Raw genomic sequence first — 21938 nt, 5'->3', positions numbered from 1 at the left:
GCTGAGCATGACCGGTCGGAAAGACGGCGTCCGCCTTCCCGGATCACGCTCTGGAATTTCTGGCCGCTTCGGCGGTCTTGTCGTCGTCGGCCATCCGGTATCGGACCAGCATCTGGCAGCGCGACAGGAACGTCTTGCTCGCCGGGCCCGCGAGCAGCGCAGCATGTATCACATTTGACCGCCCAAGTGCCAAATCCAATTCTTCCGACGTCAAAACATTGACGACGGGGATTACCGGCGATTCACCACGTTTTTCGCCCCTTTGCCCCACGATCGCGTCCAATTTGCGGATTCCGTCCGCCGCGCCGTCGGAAGCGTGGATCAGGGCTGCAGTTTCGTTCCGGTTGAGTGCGTCCTCGACCTTGCCGAAGCCCGAAACGACCTGACCGGCCTTGGCGGCCATTGCCAGGGCCTCGGTGACGCTGCGCACCAGGAGGGTGTCGGTATCGGTGGGAAGGGTCGGCGCGACGCGGACGTCGCGCTTGAATCCCTTGCTAAATTGGTGACGGCGGACCGCTTCCGCAACGCTGCGCCGCGACGCGGAAACCCAGAGTCCGCGGCCGGGCAGCTTGCGCTTGATATCCGGGATCACCTCGCCTGTGGGCGCGACGACGAACCGGATCAGCTCGTCGATCGGACGCACCTCGCGGCTGACCGCGCACATCCGCGTGGTCGCGGACTTCTGCGTCCGCGGCCCATCGTCGAGATCGGGGTCAGCCTGAGCCAGCATCCGTGGGGCATCTCCTTACGAAGCCGTCGTTTCTGCTTCGGCGGCCTCGGCCTCCTCGGCAGGCTTGGCGAGGTCGGCCTCGGTGATCCAGCCGGCCTTCAGACGGGCCTGCATGATCACGGCCTCGGCCTCGTCGCGCGAGATCTCGATGCCGTCGAGGAACCCGGCATGCTTGGTCGGTTCGCCGCCTTCCTTGCGCTCGGTCCAGCCGACCAGATCGTCGGTGGCGCAGCCGGCGAGATCCTCGACCGTCTTCACGTCGTTCTCGCCGAGCTTGACCAGCATCTTGCCGGTGATGCCGGGCACGTCCTTCATGGCGTCCTCGACGCCGAGTTCCTTGCGCTTGGCTTCCAGTTCCGCCTCAAGCTGTTCCAGATATTCGCGGGCGCGGGTCTGCAGCTCGGTGGCGGTCTCCTCGTCGAAACCCTCGATGCCTGCGAGTTCCTTGACATCGACCAGCGCGAGTTCCTCGACCGAGGTGAAGCCTTCGGAGGCGAGCAGCTGGCCGACCACCTCGTCGACATTGAGCGCTTCCATGAACACGCGGGTCGAGTTCTCGAAGTCGGCCTGGCGGCGCTCCGACTCTTCCTGCTCGGTCAGGATGTCGATGTCCCAGCCGGTCAGCTGCGAGGCGAGGCGGACGTTCTGGCCGCGGCGGCCGATCGCAAGCGACAGCTGGTTATTGGTGTCGGGAACCACGACCTCGATGCGCTCGCGGTCCTCGTCGATCACGACCTTGGCGACTTCAGCCGGCGCCAGCGCGTTGACGACGAAGGTCGCGATGTCGGGCGACCACGGGATGATGTCGATCTTCTCGCCCTGCAGCTCGTTCACCACGGCCTGCACGCGCGAGCCGCGCATGCCGACGCAGGCGCCGACCGGGTCGACCGAGGAATCGCGCGAGATCACGCCGATCTTGGCGCGCGAGCCCGGATCGCGGGCGACCGCCTTGATCTCGACGATGCCGTCGTAGATCTCCGGCACTTCCTGCGCGAACAGCTTCGCCATGAACTGCGGATGGGTGCGCGACAGGAAGATCTGCGGACCGCGGGTCTCGCGGCGGACGTCGAAGATATAGGCGCGGACGCGGTCGCCGTTGCGGAACACTTCGCGCGGCAGCATCTCGTCGCGGCGCACGATCGCTTCGCCACGGCCGAGGTCGACGATCACGCTGCCATATTCGACGCGCTTGACGATGCCGTTGACGATGTCGCCGATGCGGTCCTTGAATTCCTGGTACTGCCGGTCGCGCTCGGCCTCGCGCACCTTCTGCACGATCACCTGCTTGGCCGACTGCGCGGCAATGCGGCCATATTCCAGCGGCGGCAGCGTGTCGGCGATGGTGTCGCCGACCTGAGCGCCCGGATTGGCGCGCTGCGCGTCGTGCAGCGAAATCTGGTTCGACGAGTTTTCGACGACGTCGACCACCAGCATGTGTCGGGTCAGTCGCAGCTCGCCCTTCTTGGCATCGATCTCGGCATGGACGTCGGTCTCGCTGCCGTAGCGGGCACGCGCGGCCTTGGCGATGGCGTCTTCCATCGCCGCGATCACGATGGAGCGGTCGATCGACTTTTCGCGCGCAACTGCGTCTGCGATCTGCAGCAGTTCGAGTTTGTTGGCGCTGACTGCCATGGCTTAGTCTCCTTCGGATGGATCGATCTCGCCACGGCGCGCGCGCTCGGCCGCCAGGCGGTGCTTTTTGGTGTTAGTCGGAGCCGGTTTCTTGCCGGGCTTGTGAGCAGGCTTATCACCAGGCTTGGGTTTCGGCTTCTGGCTCTTCGCCGGATCGCTCTTCTTGGCGTGGGCCGGTTGCGGCGGCGCGAGGCCGAGCTCGCGGCGCAGCTCGCGCTCGGCGGCCTTGCCGCGGCGCATCGATTCCTCGATCAGCTCATCGGTCAGCACCAGCCGCGCGTCCGAGATGTCCTCCATCACCAGGAGAACCTCGGCGTCCTCGTCCGGACGCGGATCGTCGCGCCTGATGCGCACCGCATCGCCCTCGACGCCGGCAAGCACGCCGCGAAACCGCTTGCGGCCCTGATGCGCCACCGCCATCTCGATCTTCACGAGATGCCCGGTGTAGCGCTCGAAGTCGGAGCGGCGCACCAGCGGGCGGTCGATGCCGGGCGACGAGATTTCCAGCCGGTAGGCACGCTCGATCGGGTCGGCGACATCGAGCACCGGCGACAGCGCGCGCGAGATCGCCTCGCAATCCTCGAGCTGCATCGAGCCATCGGGTCGCTCCGCCATGATCTGCACGGTGCAGCCGGCATCGCCCGAGACCTTGATGCGCACCAGGCGATAGCCCATGCCCTGCAGCACCGGGACCGCGACCGCGGCGACGCGCGCCGCGACCCCGGGCTCGACGACGAGACGCGGCTCGGCGAGCAGTTCGGTGTCCACGGACGTGGCGGTCGGTTCGGTCATATCCAGTGTCAAAGGCTGTCTAAGGTCTTAAAGGCTGCCGAGGTCTGTTGTGTTGTTCAGGTGGCCTTAAGGGGCCGCTAACGCTACCCAAACCGGACCCGGCCTCGTTGGGTCCCGTCAGGTAATAAAAAAGAGCGGGTCCCGGGGGGCCCACTCTCCTACGCGATCGTATGAGATACCATAAGTTGCGCTGGATATAGCTCTTTTGCCCGGGTCCGGCAAGGCCCCCGGGTCCGGCGGGAGGCGATTTTACGGCTCTCCGGATGCCGGATTGATCTAACCCTCCGTTTACGAACGAGACCATAGATTGCCGAAAATCGGCAGAAGTCGCCGGTTGGACAAGGCCCATGACGACAGCCCCTGCGCTGATCCCGGAACTCGACGATATCGTTCGCCGCGGCGACCCCAAGCGCCGCGCCGAGGCCGCGCGGCGGCTCGGCGAGCTGTTCCTGCAGGGCGCCGCGAGCTTCCGTCCCGACCATATCGACCTGTTCGACGGGGTGCTGACCAGCCTGGTCCCGCATGCCGAGCTTGCCGCGCGGGTCGATCTCGCCGAACGGCTCGCGCTGCTCGCCAACGCGCCGCGGCATCTGGTCGGGCAGCTCGCCCGCGACGACGAGGTCGCGATCGCGGGGCCGCTGCTGCGCCGATCGCCGGTGATTGACGAAAAGGTGCTGGTCGAGATCGCCAATGCCAAGGGCCAGGGCCATCTGCTCGCGATGGCCGAGCGATCGAAGCTCTCGACTGCGCTGACCGACGTCCTCGTCCGACGCGGCGATCGCGACGTCATCCGATGCGCGGCCGGCAATGCGGGCGCGGCGTTCTCGGACGCCTCCTTCACGACGCTCGTGCAACGCGCCAGCCAGGACGGCGTGCTGACGCTGCGGATCGGCCGCCGCGATGATCTTCCGCCCGAGCATCTGAAGGGCCTGCTCGCCGGCTCGATCGACGTGATCCGCCGCCGTCTGCATGCCGTCGCCAAGCCGGAACGCCAAGCCGAGATCAAGCTGGCGATGACCGAGATCGAGGGCGTGATCGTTCAGGTCGAGGGCCGCGATTTCACGGCCGCGCAGCGCGCCATCCTGGCACTGCATCGCGCCGGCGAATTGAACGAGGCCGCGGTGGCCGGCTTCGCAAAGGCCTTCAAATATGAGGAATGCGTGGCGGCGCTCGCCGCGATGGCCGGCGTGAAAATCGTCACGCTCGATCGCCTGATCTCCGGCGACCGTTACGATCCGATCCTGATCGCCAGCAAGACGATCGGCTTCGAATGGCCGACCGTGCGCGCCCTGATCCTGATGCGGCTCGGGCCGAACCGCGTGCCGTCTCCTGCCGATATCGAAGGTGCGCGGGTGAATTTCGTGCGCCTGATGCCCTCGACGGCGCAGCGCGTCGTGGAGTTCTGGAAGTCGCGCTAGTTCACGCTAACTGCTCTTGGCTCCGTCATCCTGAGAGTCTGACTCATAAATCACCCAACCTTAGCTGCAGCCGCGAGTCTGCGGGTCAGGAGCCTGATGTGTGCAATCAGCAGCCAGGCAGCTTCGGTTGCCACCGTCGCCTCGAAGTCCTTGGCGAGGCGGCGGCATCTGCCGAACCAAGCGAATGTGCGTTCAACCACCCACCGCCTCGGCAGAAGCTGGAAGCCTTTGACGCCTTGAGGCCGCTCGACGATCTCGACAGTCCATGGACCGCAGTCTGAGAGCGCGTCGAGGAGTTGATTTCCGCGGTAGACCCGGTCGGCAAAGACGTGGCGCAGCCGGGGGAAGTTCATTCGCACGTTCTTCAGCAGCGGTACGGCGCCATGGCAGTCCTGAACGTTGGCCGGATGAACATGAACCCCAAGGAGGAGGCCATTGGTATCCGTCACGATATGCCGCTTGCGGCCGTAGATGCGCTTGCCTGCATCGTAGCCGCGCGGTCCGCCAGCTTGCGTGGTTGGCGCACTTTGACTGTCGATCACGGCTGCCGTCGGCTTCGGTGTCCGTCCAAGCTTTTTTCGCGCCCGTCGGACAAGCACGCTGACAATCCTCTGCCACCGGCCTGTATCCCGCCATCTATAAAAATAGCCCTGCACCGTCGAATAGGGCGGGAACTCCTGCGGCAACGCCCGCCACTGGCAGCCGGTCGAAACGATATAGAGGATCGCTTCGATCACACGACGCAGCTCCGTCTTACGCGGCCGGCCGCGCCGGTTCGCTCGCGGCAACAGGCGTCTGATCACCGCCCACTCCGCATCGGTCATATCGCTTGCATAACGCAGATCGTCCCGCCGATATTGCTCCCGAGTGATCTTGGTCCAGGGCATCGTGCTCTCCCTCGAATCTTTGCAAATCCGATGGAATCACACCCCACTGAGATCACTCACCCATTTTTCAGTCAGGCTCTGAGGAGCGCCGCAGCCGCGTCTCGAAGGATGCACGGCCACGCTGTTGCAGCCGGGCCGTCGTGCTTCGAGACGGCCGCTTTGCGGCCTCCTCAGCATGACGGATCATCGTGCACACTTCCCAAACCCAAAATCGTTCCGCTATGCTTTCCGCAAGGCGCGACACAGCGCCAACAGGGAGATTGCCATGCTGACGGACGCCGACATCCAAACGCACGCCGCGCGGATCCGCGACGACGGATACACCGTGATCGAGCGCGCCGCCTCGCCCGACCTGGTCGAGGGGTTGAAGGCGGCGGTGCTGAGAATCGAGAGCGAGCACAATCTCGCACCTGCCAGGACGTCGTTCGAAGGCTTCAAGACGCTGCGCATCAACAACCTCCTGACCTATGACGATCTGTTCTGGGAGGTGCCGCTGCATGACAACGTGCTGCCGGTGGTCGAACGCGTGCTGGACAGGGAATGCCTGCTGTCGTCGTTCTGCTCGCTGGTGCTCGGGCCCGGCCAGGAAGCGCAGCCGATTCACGAAGACACCCAATTGATCCCGTTGCCGCGGCCGCACATTCCGATCACGATCAATGCGATCTGGGCGCTGTCCGATTTCCGCGAAGATAACGGCGCGACGCGGATCATCCCGCGCAGCCACAAATTCGATTTGTCGCCCGAATACGGCAAGGAGTACGACGCGGTCACCGCGACCATGCCGGCCGGCAGCGTGATGCTGTTCGACAGCGCGCTGTGGCATGGCGGCGGCGCCAACAGCAGCGACGCCAGGCGCTTTGCCTTCTCCTGCGCCTATTGCTGGGGCTGGATGCGGCAGCAGGAGAACCTGCAGCTCGGCATTCCGCGCGAGACCGCGGCTCGCTTTCCGCGCCGGCTGCAGGAATTGTGCGGCTACAGCGTCTACAAGGGCCAGTTCGGCCACATCGACAATCACGATCCGATCGAGCTGCTCGGCCGCGAGCGCGGCAAGCGGATGGTGTGGGAGGCGACCGACGTCAGGAAGGCGCGGCTGGCGGGGCAGGCGTGAAGATATCCGTCATTCCGGGGCGATGCGAAGCATTGAACCCGGAACCTCGAGATTCCGGGTTCGTGCTTCGCACGCCCCGGAATGACGGCGTCAAGGCAAGCGCTTGAACCTCAAATACGCCGCCTTGCGCCCTTCGCGCTCGGCCTTGGCGCCGTAGCGCGTCATTGTGTAGTTCGGCCACGGCTGCTGCCAGTCGATCGCGCGCTCGGCGAGCCAGGCGAAGTCGGGCGAGCGCATCAGATGCGCCAGCGTCCAGGCGCAATAGTCGTCGATGTCGCTGACGAAGCGGAATTCGCCGCCCGGCGGCAGCAATCGTGTCATCGCAGCGACCGTCGCATCCTGCACGAAGCGCCGCTTCCAGTGCCGCCGCTTCGGCCAGGGATCGGGATGGATCAGGTCGATGCGCGCAAGCGAACGCGTCGGCGCCCAGGCCAGCAGTTCGGCCGCGTCGCCGGCGAACAGGCGGATATTGCCGATATTCAGCGCCTCGATCTGAGTCAGGATCTTCGCCATGCCGTTGACATAGGGCTCGCAGCCGATGAAGCCCGTGGCCGGAAAGGCCTGTGCCTCCGCGATCAGATGCTCGCCGCCGCCGAAGCCGATCTCGAGCCTGACATTCTCGATGCCGTCATCGAACAACTCGGTCAGCGCCTCGGGCGCGGGCGCCGAGATGTCGACCGCCAGATGCGGCAGCAGAGTGTCGATCAGGTCGGCCTGATGCGGGCGCAGCTTGTGGCCCTTGCGCCGTCCGAAGAACGAGCCGCGCGCATGCGCCATCGCGCCGTCGTCGGGGGAATCGCGATCGCCGCGGTCGCCTGGAGCCGGTGTCATCGCAGCGTTTGATAGAGACGGTGGAGCAGCCGCGCGCGCGGCTCGATCGACGAGATGTAGAGCTGCTCGTAATGGGTATGCGCGCCCTTGCCGTCGACGCCGAGGCCGTCGAGGGTCGCCGTGTGTGGCGCGGTGAAATTGCCGTCGGAGCCGCCACCGGTGAACACATCCACCAGCTCGAAGCCGAGCTCGGCGGCCAGCCCCTTGGCGTGCTCGTAGAGCGCGGCGCCGGCGTTGCTTTTCTCATAGGGCGGACGGTTCAATTCGCCCGATATCTTCACGCTGACGCCCTCGGTGCGTGAGGTGATTCCGAGGATCCTCGGCACCAGCTCGTCGGCGTCGGCCATCGTCGGCACGCGCATGTCGACTTCCGCATAGGCCTCCTCGGCGATCACGTTCGGCTTGGTGCCGCCGCGGACGACGCCGACATTGACGGTGACGCCGCGCTTCAGGTCGTTCATCGCCTCCAGCGCCTGGATCACATTGCCGAGCTCCCGGATCGCGCTGCGGCCGTCCTCGGGGCGCGTGCCGGCATGGGCCGGCGCGCCCTTGATGAACACGTCGAAACGCGCAACGCCCTTGCGTCCGGTGACGATCTTGCCGCCGTCGCGCGCCGGCTCGGTCACCAGCACGTATTTCGCCTTGCGGCCCTCGGCCTCGATCAGCGCCCGCGAGGTCGGGCTGCCGATCTCCTCGTCCGATACGTAGAGCTGGGTGATGCCGAGCGGCGGGCGCGCGCCGTCGGCGCAGACCTGCCTGAACGCATGATGGGCGAGGTAGGCTCCGCCCTTCATGTCGTAGATGCCGGGGCCGAAGGCGCTGTCGCCGTCGACCTTGAATGGTAACCGTTCGATGAATCCCATCGGATGAACTGTGTCGAGATGGCTCAGCACCAGGATGCCCGGCGCGTCCTGGCCCCAGGACGAGCGCGTCACCAGGTGGTCGCCGCAGCCGTCGCGTCCCGCAATGCGCTCCACCGTGGCCGGCAGGTCGCGATAGCCCGACGCGACGAGATCAGCCAGCTTGTTGACCTGATCGGGCCGCTCGGTCGGAGATTCGATCTCGACCCAGCGGCGGATGCCGTCGAGAATCACGGCGGTTTCGAACGGATTGCTGGACATGCTGTTGTCGTCGCCTGTGAGTTCGCTTTGTCATTGCGCGCACGCGCCGAAGCACGATCAGGAATCATGCTCAAAGGAGGCGCTCAAGCGCGATGATGCTCAAGCTGAGCTCATCGCGTTGGCGCGCGCCGGAATGGCATATTCCAGATTTGACGATCTCTCAAACGGATATGGCTGAATCAGGCCTGCTCGGCCGCCTCGCGCGCCGCGATCTGCTCGACAAGTTCGACGATGCTGCGGCGGAGCTTGGCGTCCGCAATCCGCGTGAAGGCGCGGGTCAGGGCCAGGCCCTCGGCGGTTGCCAGAAAATCGGAGACGTAGGTCGGCGAGGCACCCTCGCTGAAGCCGTCGGCGGTCTTGACCCCGCTCGGGCCGCCGTCGAACAGGAAGGAGACCGGCACCTGCAGGATTTCGGAGATCTGCTGCAGCCGGCTGGCGCCGACGCGGTTGGTGCCCTTCTCGTATTTCTGCACCTGCTGGAACGTCAGGCCTAGCGCCTCGCCCAGTTTCTCCTGGCTCATGCCGAGCATGATGCGTCGCATACGGACGCGGCTGCCGACATATTTGTCAACAGGATTGGGCGCTTTGGTGGACATCTCCAACTCTCCTAAGGGATTGCGCGCCCGTGGATGAGGCAAGTTGGAAGTGGAGTATGCCTCAGGCGCCGGTGCCGTCAAATCCTGCAAGGAGGATCGGGACGAAATGCGGACAATTTGCGCAAAGGGGCTGACTTGGCTTGTGATTTCGCGTGGACCCGTACAATGCGAAGTGCACGGTCGATCTGTCAACTGGTGGAATCATACTGAGGTAAATTTCGACGTTTTTTCGGGTTCGCGACAACCGGCGATATGCGGCCCTCAGGCTTTTCGCCTCACAAACCGCCGCCGCAACACGAACGCCAGGGCTGTGATCACAATCACAGCGGCGGGGACGTTCCCGACACGCGCATAGATCGTCGGCGCGATGGCCGCCGGCAGGCCGGCATCGAGCACGCCTTCGATGCCGAGCCCGAGTTGTGCGACGATCCGGCCAACCGGGTCGATCACGGCCGAGATGCCCGTATTGGCGGCGCGGACCATCGGCAGGCCTTCCTCGATGGTGCGCAGCCGGGCCTGTTGCAGGTGCTGGTAAGGGCCGGTCGAGATTCCGAACCATCCGTCATTGGTGACATTGACGATCCAGCCGGGACGGTCGTCGCGGCTCACGACATTGCCGGGAAAAATCGCCTCGTAGCAGATCAGCGGCAGGGCGCGCGGTGCATTCGGAATATCGAGCGTCCGGCGAATCGTGCCGGGAATGTAGCCGCCCTGCACCTTGGTGAGCTGCACGAAGCCGAGCTTCTCCATCCAGTCCTGGAACGGCAGATATTCTCCGAACGGGACAAGATGCAGCTTGTCGTAGACCGCAAGCACGTTGCCGTCGTGGTCGATGACGTAGATGGAATTATAGGCGCGCGTCACGCGGACGCCGGGCGGCAGATCGGGCGCGCGCACCGAGCCGGTGATCAGCACGGTTCCCTTCGGCAGCAGGTCGGCGATCTGCGCCATCGCGTCGGCTTCCTTGGTCAGGAAGAACGGAAACGCGGATTCCGGCCAGATCAGGATGGTGGCATCCTTCACGCCGGTGGCGTGCGGCCCGGAGGCGCGATCCGACAGGGTGAGATATTTCTGCATCACCGCCGCCTTGGCGGAGTAGTTGAACTTGGCGTCCTGCTGCAGATCGGGCTGCATGATGCGCAGCTTGACGCCCTCGACCAACCTGGTCGGCTGCTGCGCGAGGCGGACCACGCCGAACGCCAGCATCGCCGCCAGCACCAGCACCGCGGCCACCGGCGCGCGCCACGGCTTGCGGCCGCGCGAGGCGCCATCGATCAACACGGCCGGACTTGCGAAGATCGCGACGGCCAGGAACGTCATGCCCCAGAGCCCGATCAGCGACGCGGTCTGCGCCAGCGCCAGCGGCTCGGTCAGTGCGTAGCCGAACGCATTCCACGGAAAGCCGCTGAGGAGATGGCCGCGCAGCCATTCCGAAATCGTCAGGCTGACCGCGAGCGCCAGCACGCGCGAGGCGTCGCGCGGCCAGATCAGCCGCGCCAGCGCGAAGCCGAACGCGGTGAACAAAGCGAGATAGGCAGGCAGGCCGAGCACCGCGAACGGCGTCAGCCAGGCGAAGGTGTCCGCATCGACGAAGAAGGCGTAGCCGATCCAGTACAGTCCCGGCACGAAATAGCCGAGGCCGAACCAGAAGCCGGACAGCGCCGCGGCAGGCAGACCGCGCCAGCGGCCGGCCGCGCTGCCGTCGATCAGCCAGACCGCGATGGAAAAGGTGAGAAACAGAACCGGCCAGGCGTTGAACGGCGCCATCGCCAGCGCAGACAGCGCGCCGGCCGCGAGCGCGAGGACGGCGCGTTTCCATCCCCAGGTCAGGATGATTGCAAGGCCGATCGATCGGAGCTTGTCGGACAGCCTCACTGCGGACCGGCTCCCTCGCCGGGCGGCGGCAGGTTGTCATTCGCCTGCGGGTTTCCGGAGTCCGGCGCCTGCTCGCGGCGCCGCTCGCGCTCCTTGCGCGGCGTCGGCCGTTCCTTGCGCGCGCTGATGCGCACGCGCTTGACCCGCCGCGGATCGGCGTCGAGCACCTCGACCTCGTAATTGCCGGGTCCCGAAATCACCTCGCCGCGCACCGGCAGGCGTCCGACGAACGATACGAGGTAGCCGCCGAGCGTCTCGACCTCCTCGCCGGCGTCGCCGATCACGAAATCCTCGCCGATCACCGAGCGGACATCGTCGAGGCTGGCGCGCGCATCGGCGATGAAGGAGCTGTCCGGCTGGCGCACGATGGACGGCGGCTCGTCGGAATCGTGCTCGTCGTCGATCTCGCCGACGATCTGCTCGACGATATCCTCGATCGACACCAGTCCGTCGGTGCCGCCATATTCGTCGACCACCAAAGCGAGATGGATCCGCGAGGCCTGCATCTGCGCCAGCAGGTCGATCGCGCGCATCGACGGCGGGATATAGAGCAGCTTGCGGATGATGTTGGCTTCCGACAGCGGCAGCGCGAGATCGACGCTGCGCAGATCGAGCCCCGCCGGGAACGGCTTCTTGCGCTTCGTCTTGGTCGCGTCGGTGACGCGGGCTCTCGCGGTCATGAAGGCGAGCAGGTCGCGGATGTGCACCATGCCCTCGGGGTCGTCGAGGGTTTCGTTGTAGACGACGAGCCGCGAATGCGCCGCGCTCTCGAACAGGCTCATCAATTCGCCGAGCGGAATGTCGCGCTTGACCGCGACGATGTCGGCGCGATGCACCATGACGTCGGCGATCCGCCGCTCGTTCAGCGACAGGATGTTGCGCAGCATGGTGCGCTCGATCGCCGAGAAGCCGACATCGTCGGGCGTCGAGGCGTCGAGCACCACCTGCAAATCGTCGCGCACCGAGCCGGCCTTCCAGCCGAACAGGGTGCGGATCGCGCGCACCAGCCAGCCCTCGGCCGCCGGGCGCTGCACCTCGCCCTCATGCACCACGGCGGGCAGGTTGCTCACGTTGCGCGGGTTGTCGTGGGTCGGTTCGGAATCCGGCATGTCAGGCGGTCCGATCCGCATAGGGGTCGGGAATGCCGAGGGAAGAGAGGACCTCGCGCTCGAGCGCCTCCATGTCCTCGGCATCGTCATCGTTCTCGTGGTCGTAACCGATCAGGTGCAGGAAGCCATGCACCGCGAGATGGCTCAAATGATGGTCGAACGGTTTCCCTTCTTCATCGGCTTCCCGCCGAGTCGTCTCATAGGCGATCGCGATATCGCCGAGCATGCGCGGGGCATCGTCGGGTCCGCCGGCGCCTTCGGGCTGCAGCGCCGGGAACGACAGCACGTTGGTCGGCTTGTCGATGCTGCGCCAGTTGGCGTTCAGCGTGCGGATACCGGCATCGTCGGTCAGCATCACCGCAAGCTCGGCGTCGGCGACATCGGCATCGGCGATTTCAGCGGCAGCCTCGATGGCGCGGTGGATCACCGCGTCGGCATTGGGCTCGGCCTGCCAGCATTCGGCGGTGACGAGAACCTCGGTGGCAGGAAAAGCGGACACGTTGGTTTCAAAATCTGCGTTATGGCCGGATCCCGCATCGTGCGGGCTCGCGGCCGAAGCTATTGGTCTCAAGATCTGGCGTTTACCGGCTTTTGCGGCAATCCCTCATAGGCGGCCACGATGCGCGCCACCAATTCATGGCGGATGACGTCCTCGGCCTTGAAATGCACCTGGGCGATGCCCTCGACGCCGTCGAGCAGCTTCACGGCTTCCGTGAGGCCCGAGGCCTGGCCATGCGGCAGGTCGACCTGCGACGGGTCGCCGGTGACGATCATCCGGCTGTTCTCGCCGAGACGCGTCAGGAACATCTTCATCTGCATCGTCGTGGTGTTCTGCGCCTCGTCGAGGATGATGGCGGCATTGGTCAGGGTGCGGCCGCGCATGAAGGCGAGCGGGGCGATCTCGATCTCGTTGCCCTGCAGCGCGCGCTCGACGACGCGGGCGTCCATCAGATCGTACAGCGCGTCATAGATCGGGCGCAGATACGGATCGACCTTCTCCTTGAGGTCGCCGGGCAGGAAGCCGAGCCGCTCGCCGGCCTCGACAGCGGGCCGCGTCAGGATGATGCGATCGACCTCCTTGCGCTCGAACAGCTGCGCGGCATGGGCTACCGCGAGCCAGGTCTTGCCGGTGCCGGCCGGGCCGATGCCGAACACCAGCTCATGCCGCTTCAGGGCGCGGATGTAGGAATCCTGCGCCGCGGTGCGGGCGCGCACCGGACGCTTGCGCAGATTGATGGTCTCGAAGGTCGGCTTGGCGGTCTTGTTGTCGAATTCGAACAGCGAGCCCTGTGCGATCACGGCGCGGATCGCGCCTTCGACCTCGCCCTGATCGAGGTCGTGTCCTTCGACGGCCTGCGCGTAGAGCGTCTCCAGCACGCGCCGCGCCGCGTCGCAGCCGTCGCGGGAGCCTGCGATGGTGAGATGATTGCCGCGGGAATCGACCACGACGCCGAGCCGCCGCTCGATCAGCGCCAGATTCTGTCCGTAGGGGCCGACCAGCGCGGATGCCGCGCGGTTGTCGTCGAAATCGATGACGACCTGAGTTTCAGGGGGCCGGGTCTCAGGTGGCATTTGCATGTCGCGGTCAGGTTTGCGGCTGGGAGCGAGCGAAGACGAATCCGATGCGCTTTTGGGCAAGGATTTCAGGCTCCAATGGTCTGCGAAATGAGGCCGGGCACGGGTCGCGTCGCGAGCTCGCCGATCAGGCTGTAGCGCTCGAGGCTGTCGATCCTCACCGGGAGGACCTGGCCGATGATGTCGGGCGATGCCATCACATGGGCGGGCTGCAGATAGGCGGTGCGGCCGACGATCTGGCCCGGATTGCGCGCGGCGCGCTCGAACAGCACATCGACCGTTGTGCCAATCGCAGCCCGGTTGAAGGCCGATTGCTGGCTGTCGATCAATTCCTGAAGCCGCCCCAAGCGCTCGTCCATCTCGGCTGCTGACACTGTCTCCCGCATCTCCGCCGCCGGCGTGCCCGGCCGTGGCGAATACTTGAATGAATACGCCGCAGCGTACCCGATTTGCGTGACAAGCGCGAGGGTGGCTGAAAATTCTTCCGCGGTCTCTCCGGGGAAGCCCACGATAAAATCTGATGAAAAAGCAATGTCTTGCCGCGCGGCGCGGAACCGGTCGATGACGCGCCGGTAGTCGTCGGCGGTATGTTTGCGGTTCATGGCGGCAAGGATCCGGTCCGCCCCGGATTGCACCGGCAGGTGCACGAACGGCATCAGTTCGGGCAAATCGCGATGTGCCGCAATCAGGGCGTCGTCGACGTCGCGCGGATGGCTGGTCGAATAGCGCAGCCGCATGACGCCGGGAATTGTGGCCAGCCGCTGCAACAATTTGCCGAGCGGCCAGACGCGGCCGTCGGAACCTTCGCCGTGATAGGCGTTGACGTTCTGTCCGATCAGCGTGAATTCGCGCACGCCATTGTCGGCGAGCTGCTTCACATCGTCGATGATCCTGGCGACCGGACGCGAGACTTCCGCGCCGCGCGTGTAGGGCACCACGCAGAAGGTGCAGAACTTGTCGCAACCTTCCTGCACCGTGACGAAGGCGGAGATGCCGCGGGCGCGGATCGCATCCGGCTTCGGCTGCGGCAGGAAGCCGAACTTGTCCTCGACCGGGAATTCCGTTTCCAGCGCGCGGCCGTTTGCCTTGGCGCGCTTCAACAGCTCGGGCAGATGATGATAGCTCTGCGGCCCGACCACGATGTCGACGGTCGGCGCGCGATGGATGATCTCTGCGCCTTCGGCCTGCGCGACGCAGCCGGCGACCGCGATCTTCATCTCGCGGCCCGCCCGCGCGGCCTCGTCCTTGGCGACGCGCAGCCGCCCGAGCTCGGAATAGACTTTCTCCGACGCCTTCTCGCGAATGTGGCAAGTGTTGAGGATGACGAGGTCGGCGTCTTCGGCGCTCGCGGTCTCGACAAAGCCCTCGCCGGCCAGCGTGTCCGCCATGCGTTGCGCATCGTAGACATTCATCTGGCAGCCATAGGACTTGATGTGCAGCTTGCGCGGCGTCGTCATGGAACCCTGAGAGTGAAAAATGGAAACGGCGCCATCGGGGCGCCGAGGCTGAAATATAGCTTAAACCGGGGAAAATCCAGCGGTCTGGACGTCATTCCGGGGCGATGCGTCAGCATCGAACCTCCGGTGCGCAATTGCGCATCGGGGAATCTCGAGATTCCGGGTTCGCTCCCTTCGGTCGCGCCCCGGAATGACCTCGCAGGGTCAGTCAGCGCTCGCCGTGGCCCCCACCCGGGCGATCAAATCGGGCAATTTCCGCATATCGGCGAAGGTGACGGCCGCGCCGGCCTGGCGCAGCATCCCCTCATGTTCCGCCGTGCAGTGGCTGCCGCCGTAAAAACCGAGCACGGTCATCCCGGCGGCGCGGGCGCCGGTGACGCCGGCCACGCTGTCCTCGATCACGACGCAACGCGCGGGGGTGGCGCCCATCTGCGCCGCCGCGAACAGGAAGAGATCGGGCGCCGGCTTGCCGCGCTTGACCTGGGTGGCGGAGAAAATATGCGGCGCGAGCTGGTCGTAGAGCCCGGCGCAGGTCAAGCCGTGATGGATCTTTTCCGGCGTGCCGCTCGACGCCACGCATTTCGGTAAGCCGAGCGCGGCGATCGCCTCGCCGACATGCGCGATCGCGCTGAGATCGTCGGCATAGAAGCTCAGCGTCGCGTGCTTGACCTCGGCCTCGAAGGTCTCGGGCAGCGCGCGGCCGATCTCGCTCTCGACGATCCGCCGCGCCTCGCGGTCGGACACGCCGAGGAAGCGCTTCAGCACGCCGTCGGGTGTAATCGGAAAGCCGTGCCGCGTCAGCGTCTCCGCATGCGCGCGACAGGAGATCACCTCGCTGTCGACCAGCACGCCGTCGCAATCGAAGATGACGAGGTCGAAACTCACCCGGCTTACGACTTGCTGTCTTCGTCGAGCGGGACGCAATACAGCTCGAGACGGTGATCGACCAGCTTGTAGCCGAGCTTGCGCGCGATCTCGGCCTGCAGCTTCTCGATTTCCTCGGAGGTGAACTCGATCACCTTGCCGTCGCGCAGATTGATCAGGTGGTCGTGATGGCTCTCGGGCATCTGCTCGTAGCGCGCGCGGCCCTCGCGGAAGTCGTGGCGCTCGATGATGCCGGCATCCTCGAACAGCTTGACGGTGCGGTAGACGGTCGAGATCGAGATCTTGTCGTCGACCGCCACGCAGCGGCGGTAGAGCTCCTCGACGTCAGGGTGATCCATGGCCTCCGCCAGCACGCGTGCGATCACACGGCGCTGTTCGGTCATGCGCATGCCGGTCGCGGCGCAGCGCGCCTCGATGCCGGTATTCTTCTGCGCAGGCGTGATTTTCACCGTCGTCATGGGTCCTTGGTAGGTCCTTGGCCAGTCCTTGAGCCTTGGATGGCAGAGCAGGGCGCTGTTCTGCCATCGCGCCGATGTTACGACAAGTCGCGCCGCATCAGAAGCGCGTTCAAATGTTCCCCGCCGGGCTGCTTGTAGTAGCGTTCGCGGCGGCCGATCACGCCGAATCCGGCCTTTTCATAGAGCCGTCGCGCCGGCTGATTGTTCTCTTCCACCTCGAGGAAGATGGTGCGGATGCCGCGGCCGGCAAGATGGCCGAGATGGGTCAGCAGCAGGTCGCGCGACAGGCCGCGGCCGCGCTGATTGGAATCGATCGCAATCGACAGAATTTCGGCTTCGTCCGCCGCCATCCGCGAGACGGCAAAGCCGATCACCTTGCGTCCCTGCCGCAGCCGGTGCACCAGCGTGTTGCGCTCGGTCAGCATCGCCTCGAATTCGCCTTCGCCCCAGCCGCGATGAAACGACGCGCCGTGCAATTGCGCGAGTCGCGCCGCATCGCGCAGCGATGCGGGCTCGACCGCGGGCGGACCGCCGCCCCACCATCGTGACAGCCAGCCGATCATGTCGATCGCGGCGTGCTGATTTCGAGCCGGTCCTTCGGCGGCTTGGCGTCGGGCGCGCGCAGATAGAACGGCCGCGGCGGCGCGGTTTCAGGATCCACGGCCGCGCCGATCCAGGCGACCCAGGTAATATCGGGCGCGGGCTGCCGGTCGACCTTGACCGGCGGTGCGGCGTCGGCGGGCCAGCGCTCGGCGAGGATATTGGCGGCGTTGCCGACCAGATGCAGCGCGCCGTGTTGGGAGGCCTCGAGCGCTTCCGCGATCGGCGCCACCTTCGGCTTGATGATCGGACTGCCGTCGCCGCCGACCAGCTGGAAATAGACGTGATCATGCCGCGCATCGATCGCCGACAGGATCGCAGCCGCGCCATTCTCGGCGACGACAGGCGCAGCGTAGGCGGCGAGCGTCGACAGTCCGACCACCGGCTTTTCTGCGGCCAGCGCCAGGCCGCGCGCCGCCGAGAGGCCGACGCGCAGGCCCGTGAAACTGCCGGGGCCGGTGGTGACGGCGATGCGGTCGAGCCCGGCGAAGCCGATGCCGCTCTCTTTCATCACCCGAGCGATCAGCGGCATCAGCGCCTCGGCATGGCCGCGCTGCATCGCCTGCGATTCAATGGCGATTGTATTGCCGGAGGTGGTGTCGAGCACCGCCGCGGAGCAGGCGTCGAGCGCCGTATCGATGGCGAGAATCATCATGGGAGGGCGAATGGCGAATAGGGAATGGCGAACAGGGGTCCAGAGGAGAATGCTATTCGCGATTCGCCACTCGCCATTCGCCGCTCCATCACATCGGCCGGACTTCCTGCACGTCGGGCACGAAGTGCCGGAGCAGGTTCTGGATGCCGTGTTGCAGGGTTGCGGTCGATGACGGGCAGCCGGCGCAGGAGCCCTTCATGTTGAGGTAGACGATGCCGTCCTTGAAGCCGCGGAAGGTGATGTCGCCGCCGTCATTGGCGACCGCGGGACGCACGCGGGTCTCGATCAGGTCCTTGATCTGCTCGACCGTCTCGGCGTCGGCCTCGTCGAAGAACTCGTCCTCCTCATCGCGGGCGTCGTCGCTGGCCGCGGTGCCGTCGGCGAGCAGCGGCGCGCCGGACATGTAGTGCTCCATGATGGCGCCGAGGATCGCGGGCTTGAGGTGCTGCCAGTCGCCGTCCGCCTTGGTCACGGTGATGAAGTCGCCGCCGTAGAACACGCCGGTGACGCCGGATACGGCGAACAGCCGTTCGGCGAGCGGCGAGCGCGCGGCGGATTCGGGCGAGGAAAATTCCATCGTCCCGCTGTCGAGTACCATGCGGCCCGGAATGAATTTCAGCGTGGCGGGATTCGGCGTGGCTTCGGTCTGAATGAACATCTGCTGTCTCCGGCGTCGCCGGTTCAAGGCCGGCGCGTTGGGTTCCATTATAGCGTTTTCGAGCGAAGTGACACCGGTTCGCGAAGAAAACGCGTCAAATCAAGGAGTCAGATGGCAACTAAAAAGCCCGCGATCAAGCCGCAAAACCGCGGTTCCAGGCGCATAACCCATGCCCGGAAGCGGGTCCGGCGCCGGTAACGCGTTAGGACAGGGCGTCGATCTCGGCGTCGGTCAGGCCGCCCGGCACGATGGTTACCGGGATCGGGAATGCCCCCATGGTCTTGGCCATGGTGGTGATGATCGGCCCGGGCCCCTCGGCGCCCGGGTTGGCGGCCAGCACCAGCGCTGCAATATCGACGTCCTTGTCGATCACGTCGAGGATCTGTTCGATCGGGTCGCCCTCTCGAATCACCCGCTCCGGGGTGATCGCGGCGATGCCGTTGGCGCGGCCGGCGGCGCGGTCGAGCGCCTCGTTGGCGGCTTCCTCGGCCTCCGCGCGCATGATGTCGGCGACCCCGAGCCATTGCTGGTTCTGGTCCTCGGTCTCGATCACCCGCAGCATCACGACGCCGCCGCCGACCCGGATCGCCCACCGGCTGGCGTAATAGACCGCGCGGTCCCATTCCGCAGTGTCGTCAACGATGACGAGGCATTTCGGCTTGTGACCTGACTCGTAGCTGCGTCGCTGGGTGGTCATGCATGTCCCGGTGCTGAACCAAACCAACCCATGGTGCCATACTCCCTCGCCGTTTGGGAGAGGGAGCGCGCAGTTCCTGCCTCGCGCGTCAGCGCGGGCGGATGAAGCCGACGATGTCCTTGGTGATGCGCATGGTCTCGTCGGCGATGCCGCGGGCGCGGTTGGCGCCGTCGGCGAGGACCGCGTCGACATGGCCGGGATCGGCGACCAGCTTCTTCATCTCGGAGGCGATCGGCGCCAGTTTTGCGACGCAAACCTCGACCAGCGCGTTCTTGAAGCTGGAGAACTGCCCGCCGCCGAACTGCGTCAGCACCTCCTGCTTGGAGATGCCGGCCAGCGCCGCGTAGATGCCGACCAGGTTGTCGGCCTCGGGGCGGGTTTCCAGACCCTTCTCCTCGGACGGCAGCGGCTCCGGATCGGTCTTCGCCTTGCGGATCTTCTGCGCGATGGTGTCGGCGTCGTCGGTGAGGTTGATGCGCGAATTGTCCGACGCATCCGACTTCGACATCTTCTTGGTGCCGTCGCGCAGGCTCATCACCCGCGTCGCCGGCCCCGTGATCAGCGGCTCGGGCTGCGGGAAGAACAGGCCGTCGGCGAAACCATGACCACGAATTGAATCAGCGAAATCGTTGTTGAACTTCTGCGCGATGTCGCGGGACAGCTCCAGATGCTGCTTCTGGTCCTCGCCGACCGGCACATGGGTCGCGCGGTAGAGCAGGATGTCGGCGGCCATCAGCACCGGATAGTCGTAGAGGCCGACCGAGGCGTTCTCGCGGTCCTTGCCTGCCTTCTCCTTGAACTGCGTCATGCGGTTCAGCCAGCCGATCCGCGCGACGCAGTTGAAGATCCAGGTCAGCTCGGCATGGCCGGCGATCTGGCTCTGGTTGAACACGATGTGCTTCTTGGCATCGATGCCGGCGGCGATGAAGGCCGCGGTGACCTCGCGGGTGTTGCGGGCGAGCTCGGCCGGGCCGCCCCAGACCTCGACGCCCTGCGTGATCGCATGCATGTCGACGACGCAATAGATGCAGTTGTGGGTCTGCTGCATCTTCACGAAGTTGACGATGGCGCCGAGGTAGTTGCCGAGGTGCAGATTGCCCGTCGGCTGGACGCCTGAGAAAACCCGTTCAACGAACGCCATGGTCTAATTCCCGGAAATGGCTAGTTTTGCCGCGTCGTTTGCCACTTAAGCTCCGCGCGCGCAAGTCAGGCGGGGCGCCTTTGCCTGACGGCGTTAACCGCCTCGCGCCAGCCGGTGACGCCGAAAAGCTGCAAGAACAGCCCGTAAGCGGCGATACCTGCCGCGATCAGCACGAGCAGGGAGGCTGCTTGCACGAAACCGTGGCTACCGGCCGACGGCAGCCCGCCCTCCGCGAACCAGAGCAGGGCGCCCATCGCGAGCGCCGCGGCCAGGATGCGCGGCAGCCGGCGGCGCGCATCGGCATCGATCGAGAAGCCGAAGGTCGCGGCCCCCTTGCGGATCAGTGCCAGCGCGTTGCTCCAGGCGCCGAGCGCGATGCCTGCGGCAATTCCGCTCGCACCGAAGATCTGCCCGAGCAGAAAGGCCGCCGCGATCGTCACCACGACCGCCTTCAGCGTCGCGAGCAGCGGCGTCAGCGTGTCCTCGCGCGCAAAGAATGCCGGCGACAGCGCCTTCACCAGCACATGCGCCGGCAAGGCCAGCGTCAGCCAGATCAAGGCTTGCGCGGTTGCCGCGCTATCCTGGGCGGCGAACGCGCCGTGCTCGAACAGCATCCGCACGATCGGTTCGCTCAGCACCATCAGGCCGAGCGTCGCCGGCAGCGCCAGCCCGACCGCGAGCTCGAGGGCACGTGATTCCGCATGCGCGATTGCGCTGGATTCGCCGCTGCGCACGGCGCGCGTCATCTCCGGGATCAGCACGGTGCCCATGGCGACGCCGACAATGCCGAGCGGCAGCTCGAGCAGGCGGTTGGCGAAATAGAGCCAGGACACCGCCGACGGCGAGGTCGATGCGATCACCGCGCCTGCCACCATCAGCCATTGCGGCGCGCTACTCGCGACCATGCCGGGGATCGCGCGGCCGAGAAAGCCGCGCATGTCAGGATCGAAGGACACGCGGAGCGGCGAGGCGAGCCTTGCGCCGCGCAGCGCCAGCATCGACAGTTGCAGGAAGCCGGCGATGCCGATCGTTGCCGCCATGACAATCGCGGCCTGCGCCGGCTCCTGCTGCCGCACCAGCAGCACGGCCATCACCGATATCAGCGCGATGTTGAACAACAGCGGCGAGAACGCGGTCAGCGCGAAGCGCCCCTGGGCGCTGAGCAGCGCCATCATCACGGTGACCGGGCCGGCGAAGGCGAGATAGGGCAGCATCAGCCTTGCATCGTCGACGGCGAATTGCAGCGTGTCGCGGCCGACAAAACCCGGCGCGATCGCCGCGATCACCAGCGGCATCAGCAGGCCGATGACGAGCGCGGATGCGATCACCGCGGCGCTGACGGTGCCGAGCACGCGGCCGGCAAAGGCGGTTGCCGCCTCCAAGCCGCCGGCATCGCGTGCCTTCAGCCAGGCCGGCACCAGGGCGGCATTCAGTCCGCCCTCGGACAACAGCCGTCGCACAACATTCACAAGCTGGAATGCCGCCAGGAAGGCATCCGCCACCGGTCCCGCGCCCAGCAGCGCCGCGATCGCGGAATCGCGCACGAAGCCGAGCAGTCGCGAGGCCAGCGTTCCCGAGGAGACCGTGAGGAAGGAGCGGAACATGAGGCTTGTATAGCAGTAGCAGGTATAGCTTCCAGTGGTGCCGTCTTAAACCCGTCATCCTGAGATGCGAGCGAAGCGAGCCTCGAAGGATGAATCGGCCAGAGCCGGG

Annotated in this window: 22 protein-coding genes; 2 read left to right on the top strand and 20 right to left on the bottom strand. The window is 65.8% G+C overall.

Translation table 11 applies throughout. The features are described 5' to 3' along the window. Positions 1 to 43 precede the first annotated feature (43 nt). The 3 genes from J2R76_RS27030 to rimP are packed head-to-tail and all read right to left on the bottom strand — an operon-like array spanning position 44 to position 3154. A complete protein-coding gene (locus J2R76_RS27030) occupies positions 44 to 730 on the bottom strand; it encodes an RNA-binding protein (protein ID WP_057015296.1) in 687 nt (228 codons plus the stop codon). Positions 731 to 745: 15 nt separating this feature from the next. Further along, positions 746 to 2362 (bottom strand): transcription termination factor NusA, encoded by a 1617-nt coding sequence (nusA, locus tag J2R76_RS27025; protein WP_057015297.1) that lies wholly within the window; start codon positions 2360 to 2362, stop codon positions 746 to 748. A gap of 3 nt (positions 2363 to 2365) precedes the next feature. Beyond that, positions 2366 to 3154: a ribosome maturation factor RimP gene (rimP, locus tag J2R76_RS27020; protein WP_016840382.1), complete on the bottom strand. Its 789-nt coding sequence runs from the start codon at positions 3152 to 3154 to the stop codon at positions 2366 to 2368. 347 nt (positions 3155 to 3501) lie between these two features. Here rimP and J2R76_RS27015 point away from each other — a divergent pair, with 347 nt between their 5' ends. Beyond that, the gene (locus tag J2R76_RS27015) at positions 3502 to 4572 is read left to right on the top strand and encodes a DUF2336 domain-containing protein (RefSeq protein ID WP_076824503.1); all 1071 of its coding nucleotides are present in this window, start codon (positions 3502 to 3504) and stop codon (positions 4570 to 4572) included. A 50-nt stretch (positions 4573 to 4622) separates the two neighbouring features. On the opposite strand, the gene J2R76_RS27010 is transcribed toward J2R76_RS27015, so the two are convergent. Continuing rightward, complete coding sequence (locus tag J2R76_RS27010; RefSeq protein WP_253625200.1) at positions 4623 to 5459, bottom strand: IS5 family transposase; 837 nt, start codon at positions 5457 to 5459, stop codon at positions 4623 to 4625. Positions 5460 to 5724: 265 nt separating this feature from the next. On the opposite strand from J2R76_RS27010, the gene J2R76_RS27005 reads away from it, so the two are divergent. Continuing rightward, positions 5725 to 6567 (top strand): phytanoyl-CoA dioxygenase family protein, encoded by an 843-nt coding sequence (locus J2R76_RS27005; RefSeq protein WP_057015300.1) that lies wholly within the window; start codon positions 5725 to 5727, stop codon positions 6565 to 6567. Between the two features lie 90 nt (positions 6568 to 6657). Here the strand turns inward: J2R76_RS27005 and J2R76_RS27000 are convergent, their stop codons facing one another. From J2R76_RS27000 to murJ, 16 genes are all read right to left on the bottom strand, one after another. Continuing rightward, positions 6658 to 7398: a tRNA (guanine(46)-N(7))-methyltransferase TrmB gene (locus J2R76_RS27000; RefSeq protein WP_057015301.1), complete on the bottom strand. Its 741-nt coding sequence runs from the start codon at positions 7396 to 7398 to the stop codon at positions 6658 to 6660. Further along, on the bottom strand, positions 7395 to 8519 hold the full coding sequence (locus J2R76_RS26995) for a M20 family metallopeptidase (RefSeq protein ID WP_057015302.1): 1125 nt from the start codon (positions 8517 to 8519) through the stop codon (positions 7395 to 7397). The genes J2R76_RS27000 and J2R76_RS26995 overlap by 4 nt, the downstream gene beginning before the upstream one ends. Before the next feature lie 179 nt (positions 8520 to 8698). Then, positions 8699 to 9115, bottom strand: coding sequence for a helix-turn-helix domain-containing protein (locus J2R76_RS26990; protein WP_028335515.1), 417 nt, complete (start codon positions 9113 to 9115; stop codon positions 8699 to 8701). A 261-nt stretch (positions 9116 to 9376) separates the two neighbouring features. After that, positions 9377 to 10990 carry an apolipoprotein N-acyltransferase gene (lnt, locus tag J2R76_RS26985; RefSeq protein ID WP_057015304.1) on the bottom strand — a complete coding sequence of 538 codons (1614 nt, stop codon included), beginning with the start codon at positions 10988 to 10990 and terminating at the stop codon, positions 9377 to 9379. After that, positions 10987 to 12099, bottom strand: coding sequence for a hemolysin family protein (locus tag J2R76_RS26980; protein WP_076824743.1), 1113 nt, complete (start codon positions 12097 to 12099; stop codon positions 10987 to 10989). The genes lnt and J2R76_RS26980 overlap by 4 nt, the downstream gene beginning before the upstream one ends. Position 12100: 1 nt before the next feature. Continuing rightward, positions 12101 to 12598, bottom strand: a complete 498-nt coding sequence (ybeY, locus tag J2R76_RS26975) for an rRNA maturation RNase YbeY (protein WP_057015306.1) — start codon at positions 12596 to 12598, stop codon at positions 12101 to 12103. A gap of 68 nt (positions 12599 to 12666) precedes the next feature. Continuing rightward, positions 12667 to 13737, bottom strand: a complete 1071-nt coding sequence (locus J2R76_RS26970) for a PhoH family protein (RefSeq protein WP_375166537.1) — start codon at positions 13735 to 13737, stop codon at positions 12667 to 12669. A gap of 5 nt (positions 13738 to 13742) precedes the next feature. Beyond that, on the bottom strand, positions 13743 to 15131 hold the full coding sequence (gene miaB / locus J2R76_RS26965; RefSeq protein WP_253625198.1) for a tRNA (N6-isopentenyl adenosine(37)-C2)-methylthiotransferase MiaB: 1389 nt from the start codon (positions 15129 to 15131) through the stop codon (positions 13743 to 13745). 204 nt (positions 15132 to 15335) lie between these two features. Further along, positions 15336 to 16016 carry an HAD family hydrolase gene (locus tag J2R76_RS26960; RefSeq protein WP_057015308.1) on the bottom strand — a complete coding sequence of 227 codons (681 nt, stop codon included), beginning with the start codon at positions 16014 to 16016 and terminating at the stop codon, positions 15336 to 15338. 5 nt (positions 16017 to 16021) lie between these two features. Further along, on the bottom strand, positions 16022 to 16474 hold the full coding sequence (locus J2R76_RS26955; protein WP_016840396.1) for a Fur family transcriptional regulator: 453 nt from the start codon (positions 16472 to 16474) through the stop codon (positions 16022 to 16024). Between the two features lie 77 nt (positions 16475 to 16551). Next, positions 16552 to 17037: a ribosomal protein S18-alanine N-acetyltransferase gene (rimI, locus tag J2R76_RS26950; RefSeq protein WP_057015309.1), complete on the bottom strand. Its 486-nt coding sequence runs from the start codon at positions 17035 to 17037 to the stop codon at positions 16552 to 16554. Beyond that, complete coding sequence (gene tsaB, locus J2R76_RS26945) at positions 17034 to 17729, bottom strand: tRNA (adenosine(37)-N6)-threonylcarbamoyltransferase complex dimerization subunit type 1 TsaB (protein WP_168856636.1); 696 nt, start codon at positions 17727 to 17729, stop codon at positions 17034 to 17036. The genes rimI and tsaB overlap by 4 nt, the downstream gene beginning before the upstream one ends. A gap of 88 nt (positions 17730 to 17817) precedes the next feature. Then, positions 17818 to 18387 carry a NifU family protein gene (locus tag J2R76_RS26940; protein ID WP_028335524.1) on the bottom strand — a complete coding sequence of 190 codons (570 nt, stop codon included), beginning with the start codon at positions 18385 to 18387 and terminating at the stop codon, positions 17818 to 17820. Positions 18388 to 18589: 202 nt separating this feature from the next. Continuing rightward, the gene (locus tag J2R76_RS26935; RefSeq protein WP_028335525.1) at positions 18590 to 19084 is read right to left on the bottom strand and encodes a universal stress protein; all 495 of its coding nucleotides are present in this window, start codon (positions 19082 to 19084) and stop codon (positions 18590 to 18592) included. Between the two features lie 88 nt (positions 19085 to 19172). Further along, a complete protein-coding gene (trpS, locus tag J2R76_RS26930) occupies positions 19173 to 20225 on the bottom strand; it encodes a tryptophan--tRNA ligase (RefSeq protein ID WP_076824511.1) in 1053 nt (350 codons plus the stop codon). A 65-nt stretch (positions 20226 to 20290) separates the two neighbouring features. Then, complete coding sequence (murJ, locus tag J2R76_RS26925; protein ID WP_253625197.1) at positions 20291 to 21829, bottom strand: murein biosynthesis integral membrane protein MurJ; 1539 nt, start codon at positions 21827 to 21829, stop codon at positions 20291 to 20293. Between the last annotated feature and the right edge of the window lie 109 nt (positions 21830 to 21938).

It is taken from the genome of Bradyrhizobium sp. USDA 4532, assembly GCF_024171315.1.
Taxonomy (GTDB): domain Bacteria; phylum Pseudomonadota; class Alphaproteobacteria; order Rhizobiales; family Xanthobacteraceae; genus Bradyrhizobium; species Bradyrhizobium australafricanum.
Note: the sequence above shows the minus strand (reverse complement) of the source record. Positions and strands in the feature narration are given on the sequence as shown.